The organism is Streptomyces sp. Tek67B01, from assembly GCF_055231995.1.
This window is the reverse complement of sequence record NZ_JBUYUY010000001.1, coordinates 1,608,185-1,628,712: the sequence shown is the minus strand read 5'-3', so window position 1 is coordinate 1,628,712 and position 20,528 is coordinate 1,608,185. Positions and strand designations below refer to the sequence as shown.

The 20,528-nt window shown below is 71.5% G+C and carries 12 protein-coding genes and 1 riboswitch; of the genes, 8 read left to right on the top strand and 4 right to left on the bottom strand.

What is annotated here, in order from left to right; all coding sequences use genetic code 11:
- Window positions 1-43: 43 nt before the first annotated feature.
- Together ACV7NM_RS07485 and ACV7NM_RS07480 are read right to left on the bottom strand one after the other, a co-directional pair.
- The gene (locus ACV7NM_RS07485) at window positions 44-817 is read right to left on the bottom strand and encodes a hypothetical protein (protein ID WP_463409542.1); all 774 of its coding nucleotides are present in this window, start codon (window positions 815-817) and stop codon (window positions 44-46) included.
- A 198-nt stretch (window positions 818-1,015) separates the two neighbouring features.
- A complete protein-coding gene (locus tag ACV7NM_RS07480; RefSeq protein ID WP_463409541.1) occupies window positions 1,016-2,692 on the bottom strand; it encodes a PucR family transcriptional regulator in 1,677 nt (558 codons plus the stop codon).
- 255 nt (window positions 2,693-2,947) lie between these two features.
- Between ACV7NM_RS07480 and ACV7NM_RS07475 the strand changes: the two genes are divergently transcribed.
- The 8 genes from ACV7NM_RS07475 to ACV7NM_RS07440 all read left to right on the top strand — a co-directional run bounded on the left by ACV7NM_RS07475 (window position 2,948) and on the right by ACV7NM_RS07440 (window position 13,927).
- Window positions 2,948-3,844: an FAD binding domain-containing protein gene (locus ACV7NM_RS07475; protein WP_463409540.1), complete on the top strand. Its 897-nt coding sequence runs from the start codon at window positions 2,948-2,950 to the stop codon at window positions 3,842-3,844.
- 2 nt (window positions 3,845-3,846) lie between these two features.
- Window positions 3,847-4,449: a (2Fe-2S)-binding protein gene (locus ACV7NM_RS07470; protein WP_463409539.1), complete on the top strand. Its 603-nt coding sequence runs from the start codon at window positions 3,847-3,849 to the stop codon at window positions 4,447-4,449.
- Window positions 4,450-4,451: 2 nt separating this feature from the next.
- The gene (locus ACV7NM_RS07465) at window positions 4,452-6,857 is read left to right on the top strand and encodes a xanthine dehydrogenase family protein molybdopterin-binding subunit (protein WP_463409538.1); all 2,406 of its coding nucleotides are present in this window, start codon (window positions 4,452-4,454) and stop codon (window positions 6,855-6,857) included.
- A gap of 317 nt (window positions 6,858-7,174) precedes the next feature.
- A complete protein-coding gene (locus tag ACV7NM_RS07460) occupies window positions 7,175-8,638 on the top strand; it encodes an NCS2 family permease (protein WP_463409537.1) in 1,464 nt (487 codons plus the stop codon).
- 72 nt (window positions 8,639-8,710) lie between these two features.
- Window positions 8,711-9,862 (top strand): XdhC family protein, encoded by a 1,152-nt coding sequence (locus ACV7NM_RS07455; RefSeq protein WP_463409536.1) that lies wholly within the window; start codon window positions 8,711-8,713, stop codon window positions 9,860-9,862.
- 128 nt (window positions 9,863-9,990) lie between these two features.
- A complete protein-coding gene (locus tag ACV7NM_RS07450) occupies window positions 9,991-11,259 on the top strand; it encodes a YncE family protein (RefSeq protein ID WP_463409535.1) in 1,269 nt (422 codons plus the stop codon).
- Between the two features lie 161 nt (window positions 11,260-11,420).
- Complete coding sequence (locus tag ACV7NM_RS07445) at window positions 11,421-12,662, top strand: glycoside hydrolase family 6 protein (protein ID WP_463409534.1); 1,242 nt, start codon at window positions 11,421-11,423, stop codon at window positions 12,660-12,662.
- A gap of 32 nt (window positions 12,663-12,694) precedes the next feature.
- Window positions 12,695-13,927: a GNAT family N-acetyltransferase gene (locus tag ACV7NM_RS07440; protein ID WP_463409533.1), complete on the top strand. Its 1,233-nt coding sequence runs from the start codon at window positions 12,695-12,697 to the stop codon at window positions 13,925-13,927.
- Between the two features lie 48 nt (window positions 13,928-13,975).
- Here ACV7NM_RS07440 and ACV7NM_RS07435 read toward each other — a convergent pair whose 3' ends face one another.
- Both ACV7NM_RS07435 and cobN read right to left on the bottom strand, forming a co-directional pair.
- Window positions 13,976-16,192 (bottom strand): terpene synthase family protein, encoded by a 2,217-nt coding sequence (locus ACV7NM_RS07435; RefSeq protein WP_463409532.1) that lies wholly within the window; start codon window positions 16,190-16,192, stop codon window positions 13,976-13,978.
- Between the two features lie 235 nt (window positions 16,193-16,427).
- Window positions 16,428-20,039 carry a cobaltochelatase subunit CobN gene (gene cobN / locus ACV7NM_RS07430; protein ID WP_463409531.1) on the bottom strand — a complete coding sequence of 1,204 codons (3,612 nt, stop codon included), beginning with the start codon at window positions 20,037-20,039 and terminating at the stop codon, window positions 16,428-16,430.
- Between the two features lie 40 nt (window positions 20,040-20,079).
- A riboswitch (cobalamin riboswitch) is annotated at window positions 20,080-20,206 on the bottom strand.
- Window positions 20,207-20,528 lie beyond the last annotated feature (322 nt).

Here is a 20,528-nt window from a genome sequence, read left to right as displayed (position 1 = left end):
GGCGGCGCCTCGAACGGGGGTCGCGGGTGGCGCCGGGCAGGGGTCAGGCCGGGCTGGGGTGGAGCTGGTCGGCCAGCCAGGTGGGGATGCCGCCCAAGAGGTGGAAGAGGCGTCGGGCTTCCGCGCGCAAGCGGGTGGCCTCCGGTTCCGGTTCGGCTTCGGCCAGGGCCGCGAGGGCGGGGGCCGTGCCGATCAGGAAGCCGAGTTCCTCACGGATGCGCAGGGACTCCGCGAAGCCCTCCCGGGCCTCCGCCACCTCGCCGTCCCGCAGGGCCAGCGCCGCCAGGTGGCGCCACGTGAAGGACAGCAGCAGGGTGTCCCCCTGCGCCGTGGCCCCCGCGTGCGCCCGGTGGTAGGCCGGGCGGGCCGCCTCCGGGGCGTCCGCCAAGTGCTCGGCGACCAGGCCCCGCCGGAAGTCCAACAGCGGGCGGCTGCGGGAGCCGAGCGGCAGCAGCGCCGCCGCCCGACCCAGCGCCGAACGCGCCTCGTCCGCCCGGTCGCGCACCCCGAGCACCGTCGCGGCGTAGGCCAGTTGGCCCCGCTCGCACGCCGCCGCGCCCCGTTCTTCGTCGCCTTGGGCCACCGCCTCCGCGATGCGGAGGGCGTCCTCCGCCTCCGCCCAGCCCTGGCCCGTGAACAGGCACCGCTCGACCAGTAGCGCGGTCCGCTGTACGGCTGCCCGCGCGTTGCCCGCGTGCGGCGTCAGCAGGGCCGCCGCGTCGGTCCAACAGCCGCGCGAGCGCAGCCGCCATATCGCCCGCTGGAGGGGGTCTTCTCCCCCCGTGGATCCCGCACCGGACATGGCGGTGTCCGCCACATTGCCCTCCCCAAAGCAATCGAGCAGCACGTCGTGGAGCCCTGGGGCGAAATGAGAGCACGAATTCACGGCTCCGGCCAAGGGGTCGGGTGAACTCTTTCACAAAGTCCGGACGGCTCGTCAGCCGTCACCGCCCGCCCCTGGCGCGTTTTCCACGGTGCCGGCCCGGCGACGCCGCGCACCCGGCCGTGTGAGGGCTCAGCTCATGCGCAGGGCCAGGAAGAAGTCCAGCTTGTCCTCCAGCCGGGAGAGGTCACGCGCCGTCAACTGCTCGATTCGCCCGACCCGGTAGCGCAGCGTGTTGACGTGCAGGTGCAACCGGGTCGCGCACCGGGTCCAGGAGCCGTCGCAGTCCAGGAAGGCCTCCAGGGTCGGGATCAGCTCGGCCCGGTGCCGGCGGTCGTAGTCCCGCAGCGGGTCCAACAGCCGCGCCGTGAAGGCGCGCCGGACATCGTCCGGGACGAAGGGCAGCAGCAGGACGTGCGAGGCGAGCTCGTGGTGGCCCGCCGCGCACACCCGTCCCGGGCGGGCGGCGGCGACCCGCCGGGCGTGCCGGGCCTCCTCCAGCGCCCCGCGCAGCCCCTCGGCGGAGTGCACGGCCGCGCTGACGCCCAGCGTGAGCCGCCCGTCGTCGGCCAGACCGGCCGCCAGGGGCTCCCGTACGGTCGCCAGCAGCTCGTCGGCGTGGAGCGCCGAGTCGGGGCCCTTCTCCTCCCCGCCCTCCCCCGGCAGCGCGGGCAGCGGTACGAGGGCGATGGCCTCGTCACCCGCATGGGCCACCGCGATCCGGTCGGACGGCTCCGGCCCCGACAGGGACGGGTCGACCAGGATCTCCTCCAGCAGCGACTGGGCCACCGGGCCTCCGGCGATGTCCCCGTTGTCCCAGTCGACCCGGGCCACGACCACCTGCCAGTGCGGGGCGGCGCCCAACCCGGGCAGCAGAACCGGCGCGGCCACCCGCAGGCGGGCGGCGATCTCGGCCGGCGGGGCACCCGTCTGGACCAGCTCCAGCACCTCCTGGGCCAGGCGGCGGCGCACCGTACGGGCCGCGTCCCTGCGGTCCCGCTCGACGGCGATCAGCTGGGTGACGCCCTGCAGCAGGTCGAGCCGCTCGGCCGGCCAGTCGCCCGCGTCGGCCTCGACGGCGAGCAGCCAGTCGGAGAGCACGCTTTCGCGAACGTCGCGTGTGACGGCGCCCGGCGCGCGGCCGTGTCCCCTGATCGGAAACAGCGAGTAGGTAATACCCTGGAGCGAGATCCGGTGGGGTCCCCTGCGGCCCGTCCGGACCGCCGCGAGGTGCTCGCTGGCCAGCGTCGCGCAGACGCCCGGCGTCAGCGGCTCGCCCGCCCCGGCGATCTGCCGGCCGGTGGGGGAGAGCACCCAGGCCCGGAGATCGAGGTCCGTGGTGAGCAGATCCAGCACCACATCGGGGCCGCCACCGGCCGGACCCGATGTCATGAGGCGACGGTGCCGGTCCACGACCGCGGCCAGGTCTCCGGCGCGCTCCCCGGAAACCTGCCGCACCACGTATTCCGTGATCGTCGCGAACGCAACGTCCTCGTTCACGGCGAACAGGGGGAGCCGGTTGCGCAGACACGCCGAGACCAGATCGTCGGGGATGTCCCCCAATTCCGCCTCGCCCGCGGCGAGCCCGGCGACCCCCGCGCTCGCAAGGATTCGTACGAAAGGCTCGGAGTCGGCTGAATTTCTTCGCCACGCCAGGCCGGTCAGGACAAGTTCGCCTCCGGAGAGGTATCGGCTGGGATCCCTCAGGTCGGTCGTCATGACCCCGCGGACCGTCCGGTCGAGTTCTTCCTCGCCGCCCAGCAGCCGCAGCCCAAGCGCCTCGGTTTCCAGCAGTGCGCGCAGCCGCATGATGTCGCCGCCGATCTGTCTCGATGTTGCCGTTGGAAATCGGGCAGGTCGTCGCATCCTGCCTTTCATACGAATCTACAAGACGAGGGAGGTCGTCAGCCAACTCCTTCATGGTTTCGGTGACTGCACCCGAAGGACGCGCGGCCGGTGTACTGGCTCCACACCGCGTTAACAACACGTGAACGACCGGTCGAGGGTCCCCTGGGTCGCCTGGCTTGAAGTGAACGACACGACGAACGAAGAAGAGAGCCGCTCATGGACTTCCTTCGCCCCGCAAGCTGGGAGGAGGCACTCGCCGCCAAGGCCGAGTTCCCCACAGCCGTGCCGATCGCGGGTGGCACCGACGTCATGGTCGAGATCAACTTCGACCACCGTCGACCGGAGTACCTCCTCGACCTGAACCGCGTCGCCCCGCTGGGCGAGTGGGAGGTCGGTGAGGACGTGGTGCGTCTGGGCGCTTCCGTCACGTACACGCAGATCATGGAGAACCTCCGTACGGAGCTGCCCGGCCTCGCGCTCGCCTCGCACACGGTCGCGTCCCCGCAGATCCGTAACCGCGGAGGTGTGGGCGGCAACCTCGGTACCGCCTCGCCGGCCGGTGACGCCCACCCCGCGCTGCTGGCGGCCGGCGTGGAGGTCGAGGTGGAGTCCGTACGCGGATCCCGTCTGATCCCGATCGACGCCTTCTACACCGGCGTCAAGCGCAACGCGCTGGCCCCCGACGAGCTCATCAAGACCGTTCACATCAAGAAGGCGGACGGCCCCCAGCAGTACTCCAAGGTCGGCTCCCGCAACGCGATGGTCATCGCCGTCTGCGCCTTCGGCCTGGCCCTGCACCCGCGGACCCGCACGGTGCGCACCGGCATCGGATCGGCGGCGCCGACCCCGATCCGCGCGAAGGTCGCCGAGGAGTTCTTGAACGCCGCGCTCGACGAGGGCGGTTTCTGGGAGTCCGGCAAGGTCATCACCCCGTCGATCGCCAAGCAGTTCGGTGAACTCGCCGCCGGGGCGGCCAACCCGATCGACGACGTCCGGGGGACGGCGAAGTACCGCCGTCACGCCGTCGGCATCATGGCTCGCCGCCAGCTCGTCTGGACCTGGGAGCAGTACCGCGGTACCGGAAACGGCCGCTCGCTCGAAGGGGCTGCGTAATCATGCGTGTCAATTTCACCGTCAACGGTCGCCGGCAGGAAGCGGACGACGTCTGGGAGGGCGAGTCCCTCCTGTACGTCCTGCGCGAGCGCCTCGGTCTGCCGGGTTCGAAGAACGCCTGTGAGCAGGGCGAATGCGGCTCCTGCACCGTCCGGCTCGACGGCGTGCCGGTCTGTTCCTGTCTCGTCGCCGCCGGACAGGTCGAGGGTCGCGACGTCGTGACCGTCGAGGGCCTGGCGGACTTCGCCAAGCAGCGCGAGGAGCACGGCCACGGCGGCGCCTGCGCCCCCGGCGGCTGCGGCGACAAGGGCGTCGCCCTGGACGAGGCCAAGCGGTGGTCCGCACGCGGTTCCGACTCCCGGACCGGCGAGGGCGCCCCGCTCTCCACCGTCCAGCAGGCGTTCATCGACGCCGGCGCCGTTCAGTGCGGTTTCTGCACCCCGGGCCTCCTGGTCCAGGCCGACGCGCTGCTGGAGGCGAACCCCTCCCCGTCCGACCAGGACATCCGTGAGGCCCTGTCCGGCAACCTCTGCCGCTGCACGGGCTACGAGAAGATCCTCGACGCGGTCCGCCTCGCGGCCGCTCGCCAGGAAGAGGTGGTCTGACCATGGGGCAGAACACCCGCACGGTTCCGGCCGGCGCGCCGACCAACGTCAGCCAGAAGCACGCCAAGGGCGGCATCGGCGAGTCCGTCCTGCGCCCGGACGGCACCCTCAAGGTCACCGGTGAGTTCGCGTACTCCTCGGACATGTGGCACGAGGACATGCTGTGGGGCCAGACCCTGCGCAGTACCGTCGCCCACGCCGAGATCGTCTCCATCGACATCTCCGAGGCGCTCGCCATGCCCGGCGTCTACTCGGTGCTGACCTACGACGACCTGCCGGCCGAGACGAAGAACTACGGCCTGGAGATCCAGGACACCCCGGTCCTCGCCAACGGTCGCGTACGTCACCACGGCGAGCCGGTCGCCCTCGTGGCGGCCGACCACCCGGAGACCGCCCGCCGGGCGGCCGCCAAGATCAAGATCGACTACCGTGAGCTGCCGCTCGTCACGGACGAGGCCTCCGCCCTCGCCCCCGACGCGCCGCTGATCCACGAGGACCGCGACGACCACCACAGCGGTCACGTCCCGCACCCGAACATCGTGCACCGCCAGCCGATCGTCCGCGGCAACGTGGAAGAGGCCCGTAAGCGCGCGGACGTCATCGTCGAGGGCGAGTACACCTTCGGCATGCAGGACCAGGCCTTCCTCGGCCCGGAGTCCGGTCTCGCCGTGCCCGCCGAGGACGGCGGTGTCGACCTCTACGTGGCCACCCAGTGGCTGCACTCGGACCTGCGGCAGATCGCCCCCGTCCTCGGTCTCCCCGAGGAGAAGGTGCGCATGACGCTCTCCGGCGTCGGCGGTGCCTTCGGCGGTCGCGAGGACATCTCGATGCAGATCCACGCCTGCCTCCTGGCCCTGGCCACGAACAAGCCGGTCAAGATCGTCTACAACCGGTTCGAGTCCTTCTTCGGCCATGTGCACCGCCATCCGGCGAAGCTCCACTACGAGCACGGGGCGACCAAGGACGGCAAGCTCACGCACATGAAGTGCAGGATCGTCCTGGACGGCGGCGCCTACGCGTCGGCCTCCCCGGCGGTCGTGGGCAACGCGTCCTCCCTCTCGGTGGGCCCGTACGTCCTCGAAGACGTGGACATCGAGGCGCTCGCGCTCTACACCAACAACCCGCCCTGCGGCGCGATGCGCGGCTTCGGCGCCGTCCAGGCCTGCTTCGCGTACGAGGCCCAGATGGACAAGCTCGCCGCGAAGCTGGGCATGGACCCGGTCGAGTTCCGTCAGCTGAACGCCATGGAGATGGGCACGATCATGCCCACCGGCCAGGTCGTGGACTCCCCGGCGCCCGTCGCCGAGCTGCTGCGCCGGGTCAAGTCCCGTCCGCTGCCGCCGGAGCGCCAGTGGGAGACCGCCGGGGAGGGCGCGGACATCCGCGCGCTGCCGGGCGGCCTCTCCAACACCACCCACGGCGAGGGCGTCGTCCGCGGCGTCGGATACGCGGTCGGCATCAAGAACGTCGGCTTCTCCGAGGGCTTCGACGACTACTCGACCGCCCGCGTGCGCCTGGAGGTCATCAACGGCGAGCCCGTCGCGATGGTCCACACGGCCATGGCGGAGGTCGGTCAGGGCGGTGTCACCGTCCACGCCCAGATCGCCCGTACGGAGCTGGGCGTCACGCGGGTGACCATCCACCCGGCCGACACCCGGGTCGGCTCCGCCGGTTCGACGTCCGCCTCGCGGCAGACGTACATGACCGGTGGCGCGGTGAGGAACACCTGCCAGGCCGTCCGCGAGGCCGTCCTTGAGATCGGCCGCCGCAAGAACGGCTCCTACCACCCCGCGTGGGCGACCGCCGAACTGCTCCTGGAGGGCGGCAAGGTCGTCACCGACGGCGGCGAGGTCCTGGCGGACATCGCCGACATCCTGGAGGGCGAGGAAGCGATCGACCTGGAGCTGGAGTTCCGGCACCGGCCGACCGCCCCGTTCGACCTGAAGACCGGCCAGGGCAACGGCCACGTCCAGTACACCTTCGCCGCGCACCGCGCGGTGGTGGAGGTGGACACCGAGCTCGGCCTCGTCAAGGTCATCGAGCTCGCCACCGCGCAGGACGTCGGGAAGGCGCTGAACATGCTCTCCGTGGTCGGCCAGATCCAGGGCGGCACCATCCAGGGCCTGGGCGTCGCGATCATGGAAGAGATCATCGTGGACCCGAAGACCGCGAAGGTGCGCAACCCCTCCTTCACGGACTACCTGATCCCGACCATCCTCGACACCCCGACCATCCCGGTCGACGTCTTGGAGCTCGCCGACCCGAACGCGCCGTACGGCCTGCGCGGAATGGGCGAGGCCCCGACCCTCTCGTCCACGCCGGCCGTCCTCGCGGCGATCCGGCAGGCGACCGGTCTGGAGCTCAACAAGACGCCGATCCGTCCGGAAGCCCTCACCGGCACCCTCTAGGACGGCACGGTCCGGGGCCGCGAGGCCCCCGGACCCCCACAGATTCTCCGGGCGGTGTGACATCGGGAACGTCACACTTCCAGCCGCACCGCCCGGAGTACGAAGTCCGGAACACGTCGGACCGCACCGCTCGCGGCCCGCCTTACCGGCGGCACCCCCACGCAGTACCCGCAGTACCAGCAACACCGCAGTACCCGCAGTAACCATCGCGTCGCCTCGGGCCGTCACCCCGGGTCGTGCAGCCAACGCACCATCCCAAATCCCGCGATCTCCAATCCCCATGCGGGTGCCCCTTTGAACCTTGGGAGTTAGGCACCATGACCCAGTCGTCTGTGGAGCCCAAGACCACCGCGGATGAGGCCGGCGACGGCTCTCTCACCCCCGCCGGGCGTTCTTGGCTCGACCGGTACTTTCACATAACCCACAGAGGGTCCAACGTCGGCAATGAGATTCGTGGCGGCGTCACGACCTTCATGGCCATGGCGTACATCCTCCTGCTCAACCCGCTGATCCTCTCCGGCAAGGACGTCGCCGGAGACACCATGAGCCAGAAGGCTCTGATCACGGCCACGGCCTTCGCCGCGGCCCTGACCACGCTCCTCATGGGCTTCGTCGGCAAGGTGCCGCTCGCCCTCGCGGCCGGCCTGTCGGTCTCGGGCGTGCTGTCCTCGCAGGTCGCGCCCCAGATGACCTGGCCGCAGGCCATGGGCATGTGCGTGATGTACGGCGTCGTGATCTGTCTCCTGGTCGTCACCGGCCTCCGCGAGATGATCATGAACGCGATCCCGCTCGCGCTCAAGCACGGCATCACGATGGGCATCGGCCTCTTCGTGGCCCTGATCGGTCTCTACAAGGCCGGCTTCGTCGGCAACGGCCCGGAGTTCGCTCCCCCCGTCAGCCTGGGCGCCACCGGTCAGCTCTCCGGCTGGCCCGTCTTCGTCTTCTGTCTGACCCTGCTGGCCATCTTCATGTTGCAGGCCCGCAAGATCCCCGGCGCGATCCTGATCGGCATCGTCGGCGGAACGGTCATCGCGGCGATCATCAACGTCGTGGCGAACGTCGACCCGAAGGCCTGGAAGAACGGCGCGCCCGAGCTGTCCGGCTCCGCCATCTCCATGCCGGACTTCTCGCTCTTCGGCAAGGTCGAGTTCGGCGGCTGGGGCGACGTAGGCGTCATGACGGTCGGCATGATCGTCTTCACCCTGGTGCTCGCCGGCTTCTTCGACGCGATGGCCACCATCATCGGCGTCGGCACGGAGGCCAAGCTCGCCGACGACCAGGGCCGTATGCCGGGTCTGTCCAAGGCCCTGTTCATCGACGGCGCCGGTGGAGCCATCGGTGGCATCGCGGGCGGCTCCGGCCAGACCGTGTTCGTCGAGTCCGCGACCGGCGTCGGCGAGGGAGCCCGCACAGGCCTCGCCTCGGTGGTCACGGGCCTGTTCTTCGCCGCCTGCCTCTTCTTCACCCCGATCACGCAGATCGTCCCGGGTGAGGTCGCCTCCGCGGCCCTGGTCGTCATCGGCGCGATGATGATGCAGAACGCCCGCCACGTGGACTGGGCCGACAGCGCGACCGCCATTCCGGTCTTCCTGACCGTGGTGCTCATGCCGTTCACCTACTCGATCACGGCCGGTGTCGCCGCCGGTGTGATCTCCTACGTGGCCATCAAGGCCGCGCAGGGCAAGGCCCGCGAGATCGGTGCCTTCATGTGGGCGCTGACCGTGATCTTCGTCGTGTTCTTCTCCCTGCACCCCATCGAGGGATGGCTGGGCGTCAAGTAGGGCAGGCGATGACCGCCACCTGACCCTCCACGCGTCCGATACTGGAACCGAACCCCTCCGAGGAGGCCGAACATGCTGGACATCGCCGAAGAACTCAACCGGTGGGTCGAGCAGGGTCGTGACTTCGCCGTCGCCACGGTCGTGGCGGTCGGCGGCAGCGCCCCACGGCAACCCGGGGCCGCCCTCGCCGTCGACGGCGAGGGAACGGTGATCGGTTCGGTGTCCGGCGGATGCGTGGAGGGCGCGGTGTACGAGCTGTGCCGGCAGTCCCTCCAGGACGGCGAGAGCGTCGCCGAACGCTTCGGCTACAGCGACGACGACGCCTTCGCCGTGGGTCTGACCTGCGGCGGGGTCATCGACATCCTCGTCACCCCGGTCCCTGTGGGCTCCGCGGTACGGGAGGTGCTCGCGGTCGTGCTGGCCGCCGCCGCCCGCGGGGAGGTGGCGGCGGTCGCCCGTATCGCCCAAGGCCCGGCGGAGCTGATGGGCCGCGCGGCGGTCGTCCGCGGCGACGGCTCGTACGAGGGCGGATTCGGCGCCCACCCCGAGCTGGACCGCGCCATCGTCGGGGAAACCCGCGCCATGCTGGACGCGGGGAAGACCGGGGTGCTGGAGATCGGCGCCGACGGCCGGCTCTGCGGAGAGCCGCTGAGGGTGCTGGTCGAGTCCAGCGTGTCGCCCCCGCGAATGATCGTCTTCGGTGCCATCGACTTCGCCTCCGCCCTGGTGCGGATGGGCAAGTTCCTCGGCTACCACGTCACGCTGTGTGACGCCCGACCGGTGTTCGCCACGAAGAACCGTTTCCCCGAGGCGGACGAGATCGTGGTCGACTGGCCGCACCGCTACCTGGAGTCCACCGAGGTTGACTCCCGCACCGTGCTGTGCGTGCTCACCCACGACGCCAAGTTCGACGTGCCCCTGCTGGAGACGGCCCTCAGGCTGCCCGTCGCCTACGTGGGCGCCATGGGCTCCCGCCGGACCCACGAGGACCGCAACAGGCGCCTGCGCGAGGTCGGCGTGAGCGAACTGGAACTCGCCCGGCTGCGTTCCCCCATCGGGCTGGACCTCGGCGCCCGCTCCCCGGAGGAGACCGCGCTGTCCATCGCCGCCGAAATCGTCGCCAACCGCCGTGGCGGCAGCGGCGCCTCCTTGACCGGCGCGCGGATACCGATCCACCGCGAGGGTTCGAACACCGTGGTGGGGCGGATAGGTTCCGTCGCTTGAAGAAGTGACCCCCCTGCCTGAGCCGATCCGATTCCACCAAGTGGCGCGCCCCCGGGGGTTGCGCCCTTTCGTCGTTCCACCTATTTTACCGGCCGGTAACAGCGCCTTTCCGTAACGGAGTTGAGCGAATGTCCCGGTTCCCCGCACGTACCCTGCTCACCGCCTGCGTGCTGGCCGCGGCCACGCTCGGCGCCGCGCCCGCGTCCTTACCCGCGCCCGCGTCCGTACCCGATCACGCGTCCGGCTCGGCGCCGCGCGAGGTGCTGTTCGTCGGGAACAACTGGGAAGGCACCGCCGATGTGCTCGCCTCCACGGGCGACCTCGCCAAGGTCGGCCGGATCGACATCATCCCCGACAAGGACGAGCGGCTGCGGGAGATCTACCTCAACCCCGTGAAGCTCGGATTCTTCCTCGGCATCCGCGCCACCGCGGGCGAGGGCCACGACCAGTTCGTCGACGACATGTACACCACGCCGGACGGGTCCGCCGTGGTCGCCTCCCGGCCCAGCTTCGCCGACGTCGTCTCCATCGACGTCCGCACCGGCCGTGTCAACTGGCGCTTCCCCGTGGCCGGGTACCGCGCCGACCACATGGCGCTGTCACCGGACGGCACCCGGGTCGCCGTCTCCGCCTCGACCGCCAACACCGTGCACGTGCTGGACATCGCCACGGGCCGGCAGGTCGGCTCCTTCACCACCGGGGACAAGCCGCACGAGAACACCTTCACGCAGGGCGGCCGTTACCTGTGGAACAGCTCCATCGGCGACGTCACCTCCGCCCTCGACGCGCCCTGGCTGGACTGGACGAAGGGCGACCGGAAGATCACGATCGTCGACGCCCGGACGTTCCGCACCGTCCGGGTGATCGACATGCGCGAACGCCTCGACGCCTTCGGCCGTTCCGACCTCTCGGACGCGGTGCGGCCCATGTCGTTCAGTCCCGACGAGTCGAAGCTCTACTTCCAGGTGTCCTTCTTCAACGGCGTGGTCGAGTACGACGTGGCCGCCGATCGGATCACCCGGATCAAGGAACTGCCCGGCAACCCCGCCACCAGCACCGACCGCACCACCTGGGTCAACGACTCCCGTCACCACGGCCTGTCGATGAGCCCCGACGGCGCGAAGCTCTGCGTCGCGGGAACCATGGACGACTACGCGACGATCGTGGACCGGGCCACGCTCACCGAGGCGCCGCCGGTGCCCGCCGTGAAGCCGTACTGGGCCACCGTCGACGGCGACGGAAGCGCCTGCGTGATCTCCGAGAGCGGCGCCGACCGGGTCACCGCCATCGACTTCGCCACCGGGACCAAGCGGGTCTCCGTCCCGGTCGGCGACCACCCGCAGCGCATCCGGCTCGGCCACGTCCCGGCCGGCTGGAGCGGCCCGGCGGCGCGCTGACCCTCACCGGGGCAGATAGGTCCGTACCCCGTACCGCCGCCGGACAAGACCCCGTACACCCGCACGCCACGCCGAGGCCGCACCCGGGCGGGTTGCGGTCTTCGGCCGGGCCGGTGACGGTGCTTGACCCGGCGCGGTTCGCTGCGCCAGCGTCCGGGGCCATGTACCGCCGAATCCTCGCCCGTACGGCGCTGTTCGCCGCCGTGTGCGCGGCCCTCGCCGCTCCCACGGCCACCGCCCGCGCCGAACCCGATCCGCCCGCCGCCCCGCCGGCGCCCGGGGCCCCCGCCGCCGAGCGGACGCTGTTCGTGCCCGCGGCCAAGCCGGCCGCCGCCGCGCAGGCCCGCAAGCTGGCCACCGCCGGGCACAAGGCGGAGGCAGAGGCGCTCACCGCGATGGCCACCACCCCGCACGCCGTCTGGCTCGGGGACCAGCCCCCGGCCCGCGCCGAGGCCGAGGCGCGGGAGACCGCGCGCACCGCCGCCCGACGGGGCACGCTGCCCGTCTTCGCGCTGTACAACGTGCCGGGCCGCGACTGCTCCCAGTACTCCGCCGGCGGGGCGGACGGCAGCGCCGCGTACCGCGCCTGGATCGACGCCGTCGCCCGCGGCATCGGCGACCACCGCGCCGTGGTCGTCCTCGAACCCGACTCGCTCGCGCTGCTGCCCCACGAGTGCGCGGCGGCGGGAGCCGCGGGGGGCAGCCCCAGCCAGTCCGCCGGCGACCTCGCCCGGACACGCACCGACGCCCGCTACGCCGAGATCCGGTACGCCGTGGACGCCCTGGAGGCGCGGCCCGGGGCCGACGTCTACCTGGACACCGGGCACGCGGGCTGGCACACCGTCAACAGCATCGTGCCCCGGCTGCGCGACGCCGGGATCGACCGCGCCACCGGCTTCGCCGTCAACGTCTCCAACTACCACCCCGACGCGGCCAACTCCTGGTTCGCCACCCTCGTCTCCGCCTGCCTCGCCTACACCGACAAGGGTGGGAACACCGCCGACTGCCCCGACCAGTGGCGCCCACGCCGCGAGGCCGAACAGTGGCTCGCCACCCGGCTGACCGACACCGACCGCGCCCGGATGAAGCACTACGTCAGCGACAGCAGCCGCAACGGCCGAGGCGTGTGGAGCCCGCCCGCCGGGAAGTACCGCGACCCGCAGGACTGGTGCAACCCGCCCGGCCGGGGCCTTGGGGGCCGCCCCACGACCGTCACCGGTGACCGGCTGCACGACGCCAAGCTCTGGATCAAGATCCCGGGGGAGTCCGACGGCGCCTGTCTGCGCGGAACGGCGGGGCCGCGCGACCCCGAGCGCGGCCTCCAGGACCCGCCGGCCGGCGCCTGGTTCCCCGAGCAGGCGCTGGAACTGGCCAGGTTGGCGAATCCGGCCCTTATGGGGTGAGCGGTCCCCGATGACCGATTAGTCTCCGGATCATGGTGCACATCCACGCGGTACCCGAGGCCGACATCGACCGCGCGCTGGAGCTCGCGTACCTCGCCTTCCACGACCGTCCGGGGAAGGAGGTGCGCGAGCGCCACCACACGCTGCTGACCCGGTGCGGACGCATCGGCGCCTACGACGGCGGGGCGCTCGTCGGCTTCATGGCCGCGCACGACTTCCGGCTCTCGGTGCCCGGGGCGGACCTGCCCTGCCCCGGCCTCACCTTCGTCGCCGTCGCCCCCACCCACCGCCGTCGCGGCGTGCTCAGCGCGCTCATGCACGAGCAACTGTCCCGTATCGCCGCCGAGGGCGCCCCGATCGCCGCGCTGTGGGCCTCGGAGGCCGCCATCTACGGCCGGTTCGGTTTCGGCAGCGCCACCCACGGCGTCACCGTCGAGATCGACTCGACGCGTCCGCTCGCCCTGCGCGTCCAGCCGGACCGGCGCCCGCTGCGGCTGATCGACCCGGCGGGGGCACCCGCCGTGATCGGGCCCTACCACGAGGCCGCGCGCGGGACCCGGGCCGGGCGCCCCACCCGCGACCCGGAGCGCTGGATGGACGGGTGGCTCTGCGAGGAGGACGAGGAGGACGAGGAGTTCAGTCCGCCCAGGATCATCGTCTCGGGCGCCCCCGGCCGACCGGTCGCGGGCTACGTGCTCTACCGCACGAAGCCGGAAGGGGCCGCCGGCCCGCTCCGCACCCCGGGCGTGGTCCGAGTGGACGAGCTGGAGGCCGACACCCCGCAGGTCGCCGCCGCCCTCTGGCAGTGCGTCGCCTCCCTGGACCTGACCGGCACGGTGCGGGCCTGGGGCCGCCCGCCGGACGACCCGCTGCTGTCCTTCGCCGCCGACCGGGACCAGGTACGGGTGACCGCGCTGTTCCCCGCGCTGTGGCTGCGCCTGGTCGACGTACGGGCCGCGCTGACCGCTCGGGCGTGGGCGGCCCCGGTGGAAGCGGTGCTGGAGGTGGCCGACGTACGCCTGCCGTCGAACGCCGGACGGTTCCGGCTCAAGGCCGCCCCGCAGGGAGCGACGTACGAACGGGCCGGAGCCGACCCCGATCTGGCCTTGGACGTGCGGGAACTGGCCGCGGCGTACCTGGGCGGCACGCGGCTCACCGAGCTGGTCGCCGCCGGGCTGGTACGGGAACACACCGCGGGCGCCGCGGCGGCCCTCGACGCGGCGCTGCGCACGCCGCTGCTGCCGCACACGGCAGACGAGTTCTGAGGGCCCGGGGCGGGGGCGGGCGAGCGGACCGCCCCCGCGCCGCGGGGGTCAGGCGGGCAGGGAGATCCGTGCCGCGGACATGCCGAAGGCGGAGTCCCACACCCTGGTTGACAGTTCGTCCGGCAGCCGGCGCAGGTCCTGCGGCCGGTAACGACGGATCTTCCGGTGCCAGTTCAAGATGCCCGCGTGCCAGTCCTTGAGTTCACCGACGTAGCCGTCCATGGCCGCCCGGGCCTCCCCGCTCAGCTTCCAGTCGTCGTAGAGCAGCGGCAGTTGGTGGGCGACGATGTGCTCGAACTCCTCCGTGCGCCGGGTCATCAGGCCGTGGCAGATGCGCAGGGCCTCCGGATAACCGATGTCGAAGAAGTTCCTGGTGACCAGAATATAGTTGTGGATCTCCCCCTCGAACTCCACTTCCTTCTGGTACGAGAAGATGTCGTTGATCAGGCACGCGGCGTCGGCGACGGCGTTCTCCAACGACCGGATGGTGCCCGAGGAGTAGATCTCCCGGGGGATGCCCCGGCCCTGGTGCCCGAGGCGGCACAGGTACATGGTGAGGCGCGAGCCGAAGGTGAGGCGCCGCATCTCGGCGTAGTCCACCGGGTCCGGGATGCGGTTCTGGATCTGGTTGTCCACCTCCCACAGCCAGCTCTCCAGCATTTCCACGAGGGTGGCGCGGAACTCGGTGCGCTGCTCGGGGGACATGCCGGCGCTGGTACGCGCCCACAAATCGGCCAGGCCGCGCTCCATGGCGGTGACCGGCTCGGGCTGCTCGGCGTGGTCGACGGGGACCATGGAGATGAGGCGGGCGGTGGTGGCCTTGGCGGCGGCGAGGTTCTTGCCCTGTGCGAACACGGGCGGGTAGTAGTCGTCGCCGTAGGTGCCCCAGGTCAGCCAGGAGGCGTTCAGCGCCAGCGATTCGGGCGTCGCGTCGGGGTCGATGCCGGCCGAGCAGAGGGCGAAGTCGTAGCCGCGGAGCTTCTCCTCGGTCCAGATGGCCGATCCCGGGTCGCCGGGCCGGGGGTCCAGCAGGCCCGTGCGCCGCGCCCACGCCACCGATTCCTCCCGGGCGTGCGCGAGGTGGGGGCTGAGGCTGAGCCGGTGGGGCATGTAGATGTCGGGGATGACGGAAGGGCCGGTGGGCTCGAACGGGACGTGCGTGAAGCTGCGGCGGCGCGACTCCATCGCACGGGGCTCCAGGATCGAGCGGACGTCGAGGGCGGTGGTGCCGAGGCCGCTGGGAAGGAACGGCAGGGTGACCGGGGCGGTGGCCCGGGCCTCCTTGTTCATGTAGCGGCTGGAGACCATGTGCCACTCGTGGCCGCCGGACTGCCAGTCCTGGAGGCCCTTGGTGTAGGCGAGGACGGCCGCGATCTCGGCGGGGTCCATGGCGTGGTCGGCGAAGAGTTGGGGGAGTTCGCAGAGCGCCGTCTGCTCGAACTGCTGGAGGCGGGAGGTGAGCAGGTCGTTGGCGGATTCCGCGGCCTCCTGCGTGCCGCAACCGAGGAAGGTCTCCAACACCAGTACGGCGTTGGACAGTTCCCCCTCATCGCCCACCTCGCGCTCGTAGGAGAAGATGTCGTTCCTGATGTGCACGGCGTCGGAGAAGGCGTCCCGCAGTACGCCGAGCGCCCGCGAGCGCGCGACCCGGGCGGGAACCTCCGCGGACACGTACTCGATCAGTCCGGCGGACCAGGGCGCGCCGCCCACCTTGCGGCGCATCTCGATGTATTCGAGCGGGTTCGCCACGCGGCCGATGTCGATGTTGGCCAGTTCCCACATCGACTCGTCGAGTAGGTTCTTGGTCGACTCGGAAAATCGTTCCCGCCAGTCCATCGACATCGCGGGCACGGTGCGCAGCCACAGGTCCCGCAGCCCCGCCTCGACCGGGTTCGACGGCTCGGGGAACCCGTCGGCCAGATCCATGGGCATGAAGGCGGCCAGACCGTCGAGGTACGCCTTGGCGCCCGCACGGTCCTGCGAGCGCTTGTACAGCTCCAGGAAGTGGTCGTCGAAGAAGAAGACCCACACGTACCAGTCGGTGACCAGGCTCAGCGCGTCGCTGTCGCAGTCCGGGTGGGTGTAGGAGCACAGGAGCGCGTAGTCGTGCGAGTCGAGGTCCTTCTCCTCCCAGACGCCGGACCCCTCCAGCATCCCGAAGTCACGGGCCCACTTCTTGGCGTGGGCTCTCGCGGACCCCAGATGCGGGTTCAGTCGCGCCGGATAGGGCACGTAGAAATCCGGCAGTCGAAACGGCTGTGTCACGGCGGGTAGAGCCTTTCGTCCGAGGGTGCGGGGACCCCGTGGGACCGGCCCCCCGCACGAGATCAGCAGTGCCCTACCCCGCCCCGCCCCACACCAAGGGGCAGTTCACCGCATCAGGTGACGAACCCGCCGTTCGCCGGCGCGGCGGAGCCGCACGTGCGATGGCGCCGCCGCGACACGCCGAAGGCCGCCTCCCCGGGGCGGGGGAGACGGCCTTCTTATTCGGAAGGAGGGGTTATTCGGACTCGGATTCCAGGTTGCCTTCCGTGTCCAGGTAGACCTGGCGGAGGGATTCGAGGATCTGGGGGTCCGGCTTTTCCCACATGCCGCGGGACTCGGCTTCCAGGAGGCGTTCCGCGATGCCGTGGAGGGCCCAGGGGTTGGCCTGTTCGAGGAAGGCGCGGTTCTCCGGGTCCAGGACGTAGGTCTCCGTGAGCTTGTCGTACATCCAGTCGGCGATGACGCCGGTGGTGGCGTCGTAGCCGAAGAGGTAGTCCACCGTGGCCGCGAGTTCGAAGGCGCCCTTGTAGCCGTGGCGGCGCATCGCCTCGATCCACTTGGGGTTCACGACGCGGGCCCGGAAGACGCGCGAGGTCTCTTCGACCAGGGTGCGGGTCTTGACCGTTTCCGGACGGGTGGAGTCGCCGATGTACGCCTCGGGGGCCGTGCCGCGCAGGGCGCGGACGGTGGCGACCATGCCGCCGTGGTACTGGAAGTAGTCGTCGGAGTCCGCGATGTCGTGCTCGCGCGTGTCCGTGTTCTTCGCGGCTACGGTGATCCGCTTGTAGGCGGTCTCCATCTCGGCGCGGGCCGGGCGGCCCTCCAAGCCGCGGCCGTACGCGTAGCCGCCCCAGACCGTGTAGACCTCCGCGAGGTCGGCGTCGGTGCGCCAGTCGCGGGAGTCGATCAGCTGGAGGATGCCGGCGCCGTACGTGCCCGGGCGCGAGCCGAAGATACGGGTGGTGGCGCGGCGTTCGTCCCCGTGGAGGGAGAGGTCCGCTTGGGCGTGGGCGCGGATGTAGTTCTCGGAGGACGGTTCGTCCAGCGAGGCCGCCAGCCGGACCGCGTCGTCGAGGAGGGCGATGACGTGGGGGAACGCGTCGCGGAAGAAGCCCGAGATGCGCAGGGTGACATCGATGCGGGGGCGGCCGAGTTCCGGGAGGGGGATGGGCTCGATGCCCGTGACGCGGCGCGAGGCCTCGTCCCAGACCGGGCGGATGCCGAGGAGGGCCAAGGCTTCCGCCACGTCGTCGCCCGAGGTGCGCATCGCGCTCGTGCCCCACAGGGACAGGCCCACGGAGGCGGGCCATTCGCCGTTGTCCGTGCGGTAGCGGGTCAGGAGGGAGTCGGCGAGTGCCTGGCCCGTCTCCCACGCCAGGCGGGAGGGGACGGCCTTCGGGTCGACCGAGTAGAAGTTGCGGCCGGTCGGCAGGACGTTGACCAGACCGCGGAGCGGGGAGCCGGAGGGGCCCGCCGGGATGAAACGACCGTCGAGGGCGGCGACGACGTGGGCGATCTCGTCCGTCGTGCCGGCCAGGCGGGGGACGACCTCCCTTGCCGCGAAAGTAAGGACCGCCGAGACCTCCGGGGGGTGGTTCGCGGCGATCGACGCGACCGCTTCGGGGGACCAGTTCGCGTCCTCCATCGCCTGCACCAGGGCGCGGGCCGTCGCCTCCACCGCGTCCGCCGAGGTGCGGGTCGCCGCGGACTCGTCCAGGCCGAGCGCCTCGCGCAGGCCGGGCAGAGCCGTCGTACCGCCCCAGATCTGGCGGGCGCGCAGGATCGCCAGGACCAGGTTGACGCGGGCCTCACCGGTCGGGGCGCCGCCCAGGACGTGGAGTCCGTCCCGGATCTGCGCGTCCTTGACCTCGCAGAGCCAGCCGTCGACGTGGAGGAGGAAGTCGTCGAAGCCCTCGTCGTCGGGGCGCTCTTCCAGGCCCAGGTCGTGGTGGAGCTTCGCCGCCTGGATCAGCGTCCAGATCTGGGCCCGGATGGCGGGCAGCTTCGCCGGGTCCATGGCACTGATCTGCGCGTACTCGTCCAGGTGCTGTTCGAGGCGGGCGATGTCGCCGTACGACTCGGCGCGCGCCATCGGCGGCACCAGGTGGTCGACCAGGGTGGCGTGCACGCGGCGCTTGGCCTGCGTGCCCTCGCCCGGGTCGTTGACGAGGAACGGGTAGATGAGGGGCAGGTCGCCGAGGGCGGCGTCCGGGGCGCAGGAGGCGGAGAGGCCGGCGTTCTTGCCCGGAAGCCATTCGAGGTTGCCGTGCTTGCCCAGGTGGATCATCGCGTCCGCGCCGAAACCGCCGTCTTCCGCGCGGGCCTGGATCCAGCGGTACGCGGCCAGGTAGTGGTGCGAGGGCGGCAGGTCCGGGTCGTGGTAGATCGCGATCGGATTCTCGCCGAAGCCGCGCGGCGGCTGGATGAGGATGAGGAGGTTGCCGCGGCGCAGCGCCGCGAGGATGATGTCGCCCTCCGGGTTCGCGGAACGGTCCACGAACATGTTGCCGGGCGCCTCGCCCCAGTGTTCGTTGACGCTGTCGCGCAGTTCGGCCGGGAGTTCGGCGAACCAGCGCTTGTAGTCGGCGGCCGGGATGCGGACGGGGTTGCGGGCCAGCTGCTCCTCGGTGAGCCAGTCCTGGTCGTGGCCGCCGGCCTCGATCAGGGCACGGATCAACTCGTCGCCGTCGCCGGAGACCAGGCCCGGGATCTCGTCGACGGGACCGAAGTCGTAGCCGCCGGCGACGAGGGTGCGCAGGAGTTCGACGGCGCTGGCCGGGGTGTCCAGGCCGACCGCGTTGCCGATGCGGGAGTGCTTCGTCGGGTACGCGGAGAGGACCAGCGCGACCCTCTTGTCACGGCGCTCGATGTGGCGCAGCCGGGCGTGGCGTACGGCGATGCCCGCGACGCGGGCGGCCCGCTCGGGGTCGGCGACGTAGGCGGGCAGGCCGTCCTCGTCGAGCTCCTTGAAGGAGAACGGGACGGTGATCAGGCGGCCGTCGAACTCCGGGACGGCCACCTGGGTGGCGGCGTCCAGCGGGGACAGGCCCTCGTCGTTCTCCTCCCACGCGCTGCGGGAGCCCGTCAGGCACAGGGCCTGGAGGATCGGCACGCCGAGCGCGGCCAGCGCGCCCGCGTCCCAGGACTCGTCGTCGCCGCCCGCCGAGGCGGTCGCGGGCTTCGTGCCGCCCGCCGCGAGGACGGTGGTGACGATGGCGTCCGCCGACTCCAGGGCGGTGAGCAGTTCCGGCTCCGGGGCGCGGAGGGAGGAGACGTAGAGGGGGAGCGGCTGGGCGCCGTGGGCCTCGATGGCCTCGCACAGGGCGTGCACGAAAGCGGTGTTGCCGCTCATCTGGTGGGCGCGGTAGTACAGCACGGCGATGCGGGGACCGGTGGTACGGGCCGGGGTGCGCTCCAGCGGGCCCCAAGTGGGGGCGGCGGCCGGGGGTTCGAAGCCGTGGCCGGTCAGCAGCACGGTGTCGGAGAGGAAGCGGGCCAGCTGGTCCAAGTTGGCGGGGCCGCCGTGGGCGAGGTAGCCGTGCGCTTCGGCGGCGATGCCGATGGGGACGGTCGAGGCCTCCATCAGCTGCGCGTCGGGGGCCTGTTCGCCGGTCAGGACCACGACCGGGCGGTGCTGGTCGGGGGCCAGGAGGAGGTCGAGGCCGTCCTGCCAGGCGCGCAGGCCGCCGAGGAGGCGTACGACGACCAGTTCGACCCCGTCGAGGAGGGCGGGCAGGTCGTCCAGGGGAAGGCGGGAGGGGTTCGCGAACCGGTACGGGACGGGGCCGTTGGCGGCGGCGCGGGCGCTGAGCAGATCGGTGTCGGACGTCGACAGCAGCAGGATCATGCGGCGGCAGGCCTTCCTCGGGGTTTCCGCGCCCCGGGCAGTGAGGACAGCGGGAGTTCCTGACTCACCCGACCGATCGCTCGGCGGGGTTCACAGTGGCGGGACCGCGCCGGAATCGCACCGGGCTTCCTCCCATGTCGCCGTCCTCGGCGATGACGGGCCGTGTGGCCCGCCGGTGGTCATCTTAGGTGGCCGGGGGAGGGGGTGGGTGCCGGGGTGCGGGATGCCTGTGGCGCGGGTGCGGGGTGCGGTGTGGTTGCGGCGCGGGCGTGGGTGCGGGCCGTTGCGGGGGCTCTGCCCCCGGGCCCCTGCGCCTCAAACGCCGGCGGGGCTGGATTGTGCGGCGGGGGTGGATTGTGGGGCGGGCTGGATTGTGCGGCGGGGGTGGGTTGTGTCGCGGGGCTGGATTGTGCGGCGGGGCCGGATGTGGCCGGTAGTGGTGGTGATCGACACAGCGGGCGGGCGCAGAATCGTGGGTATGCTCGCGGC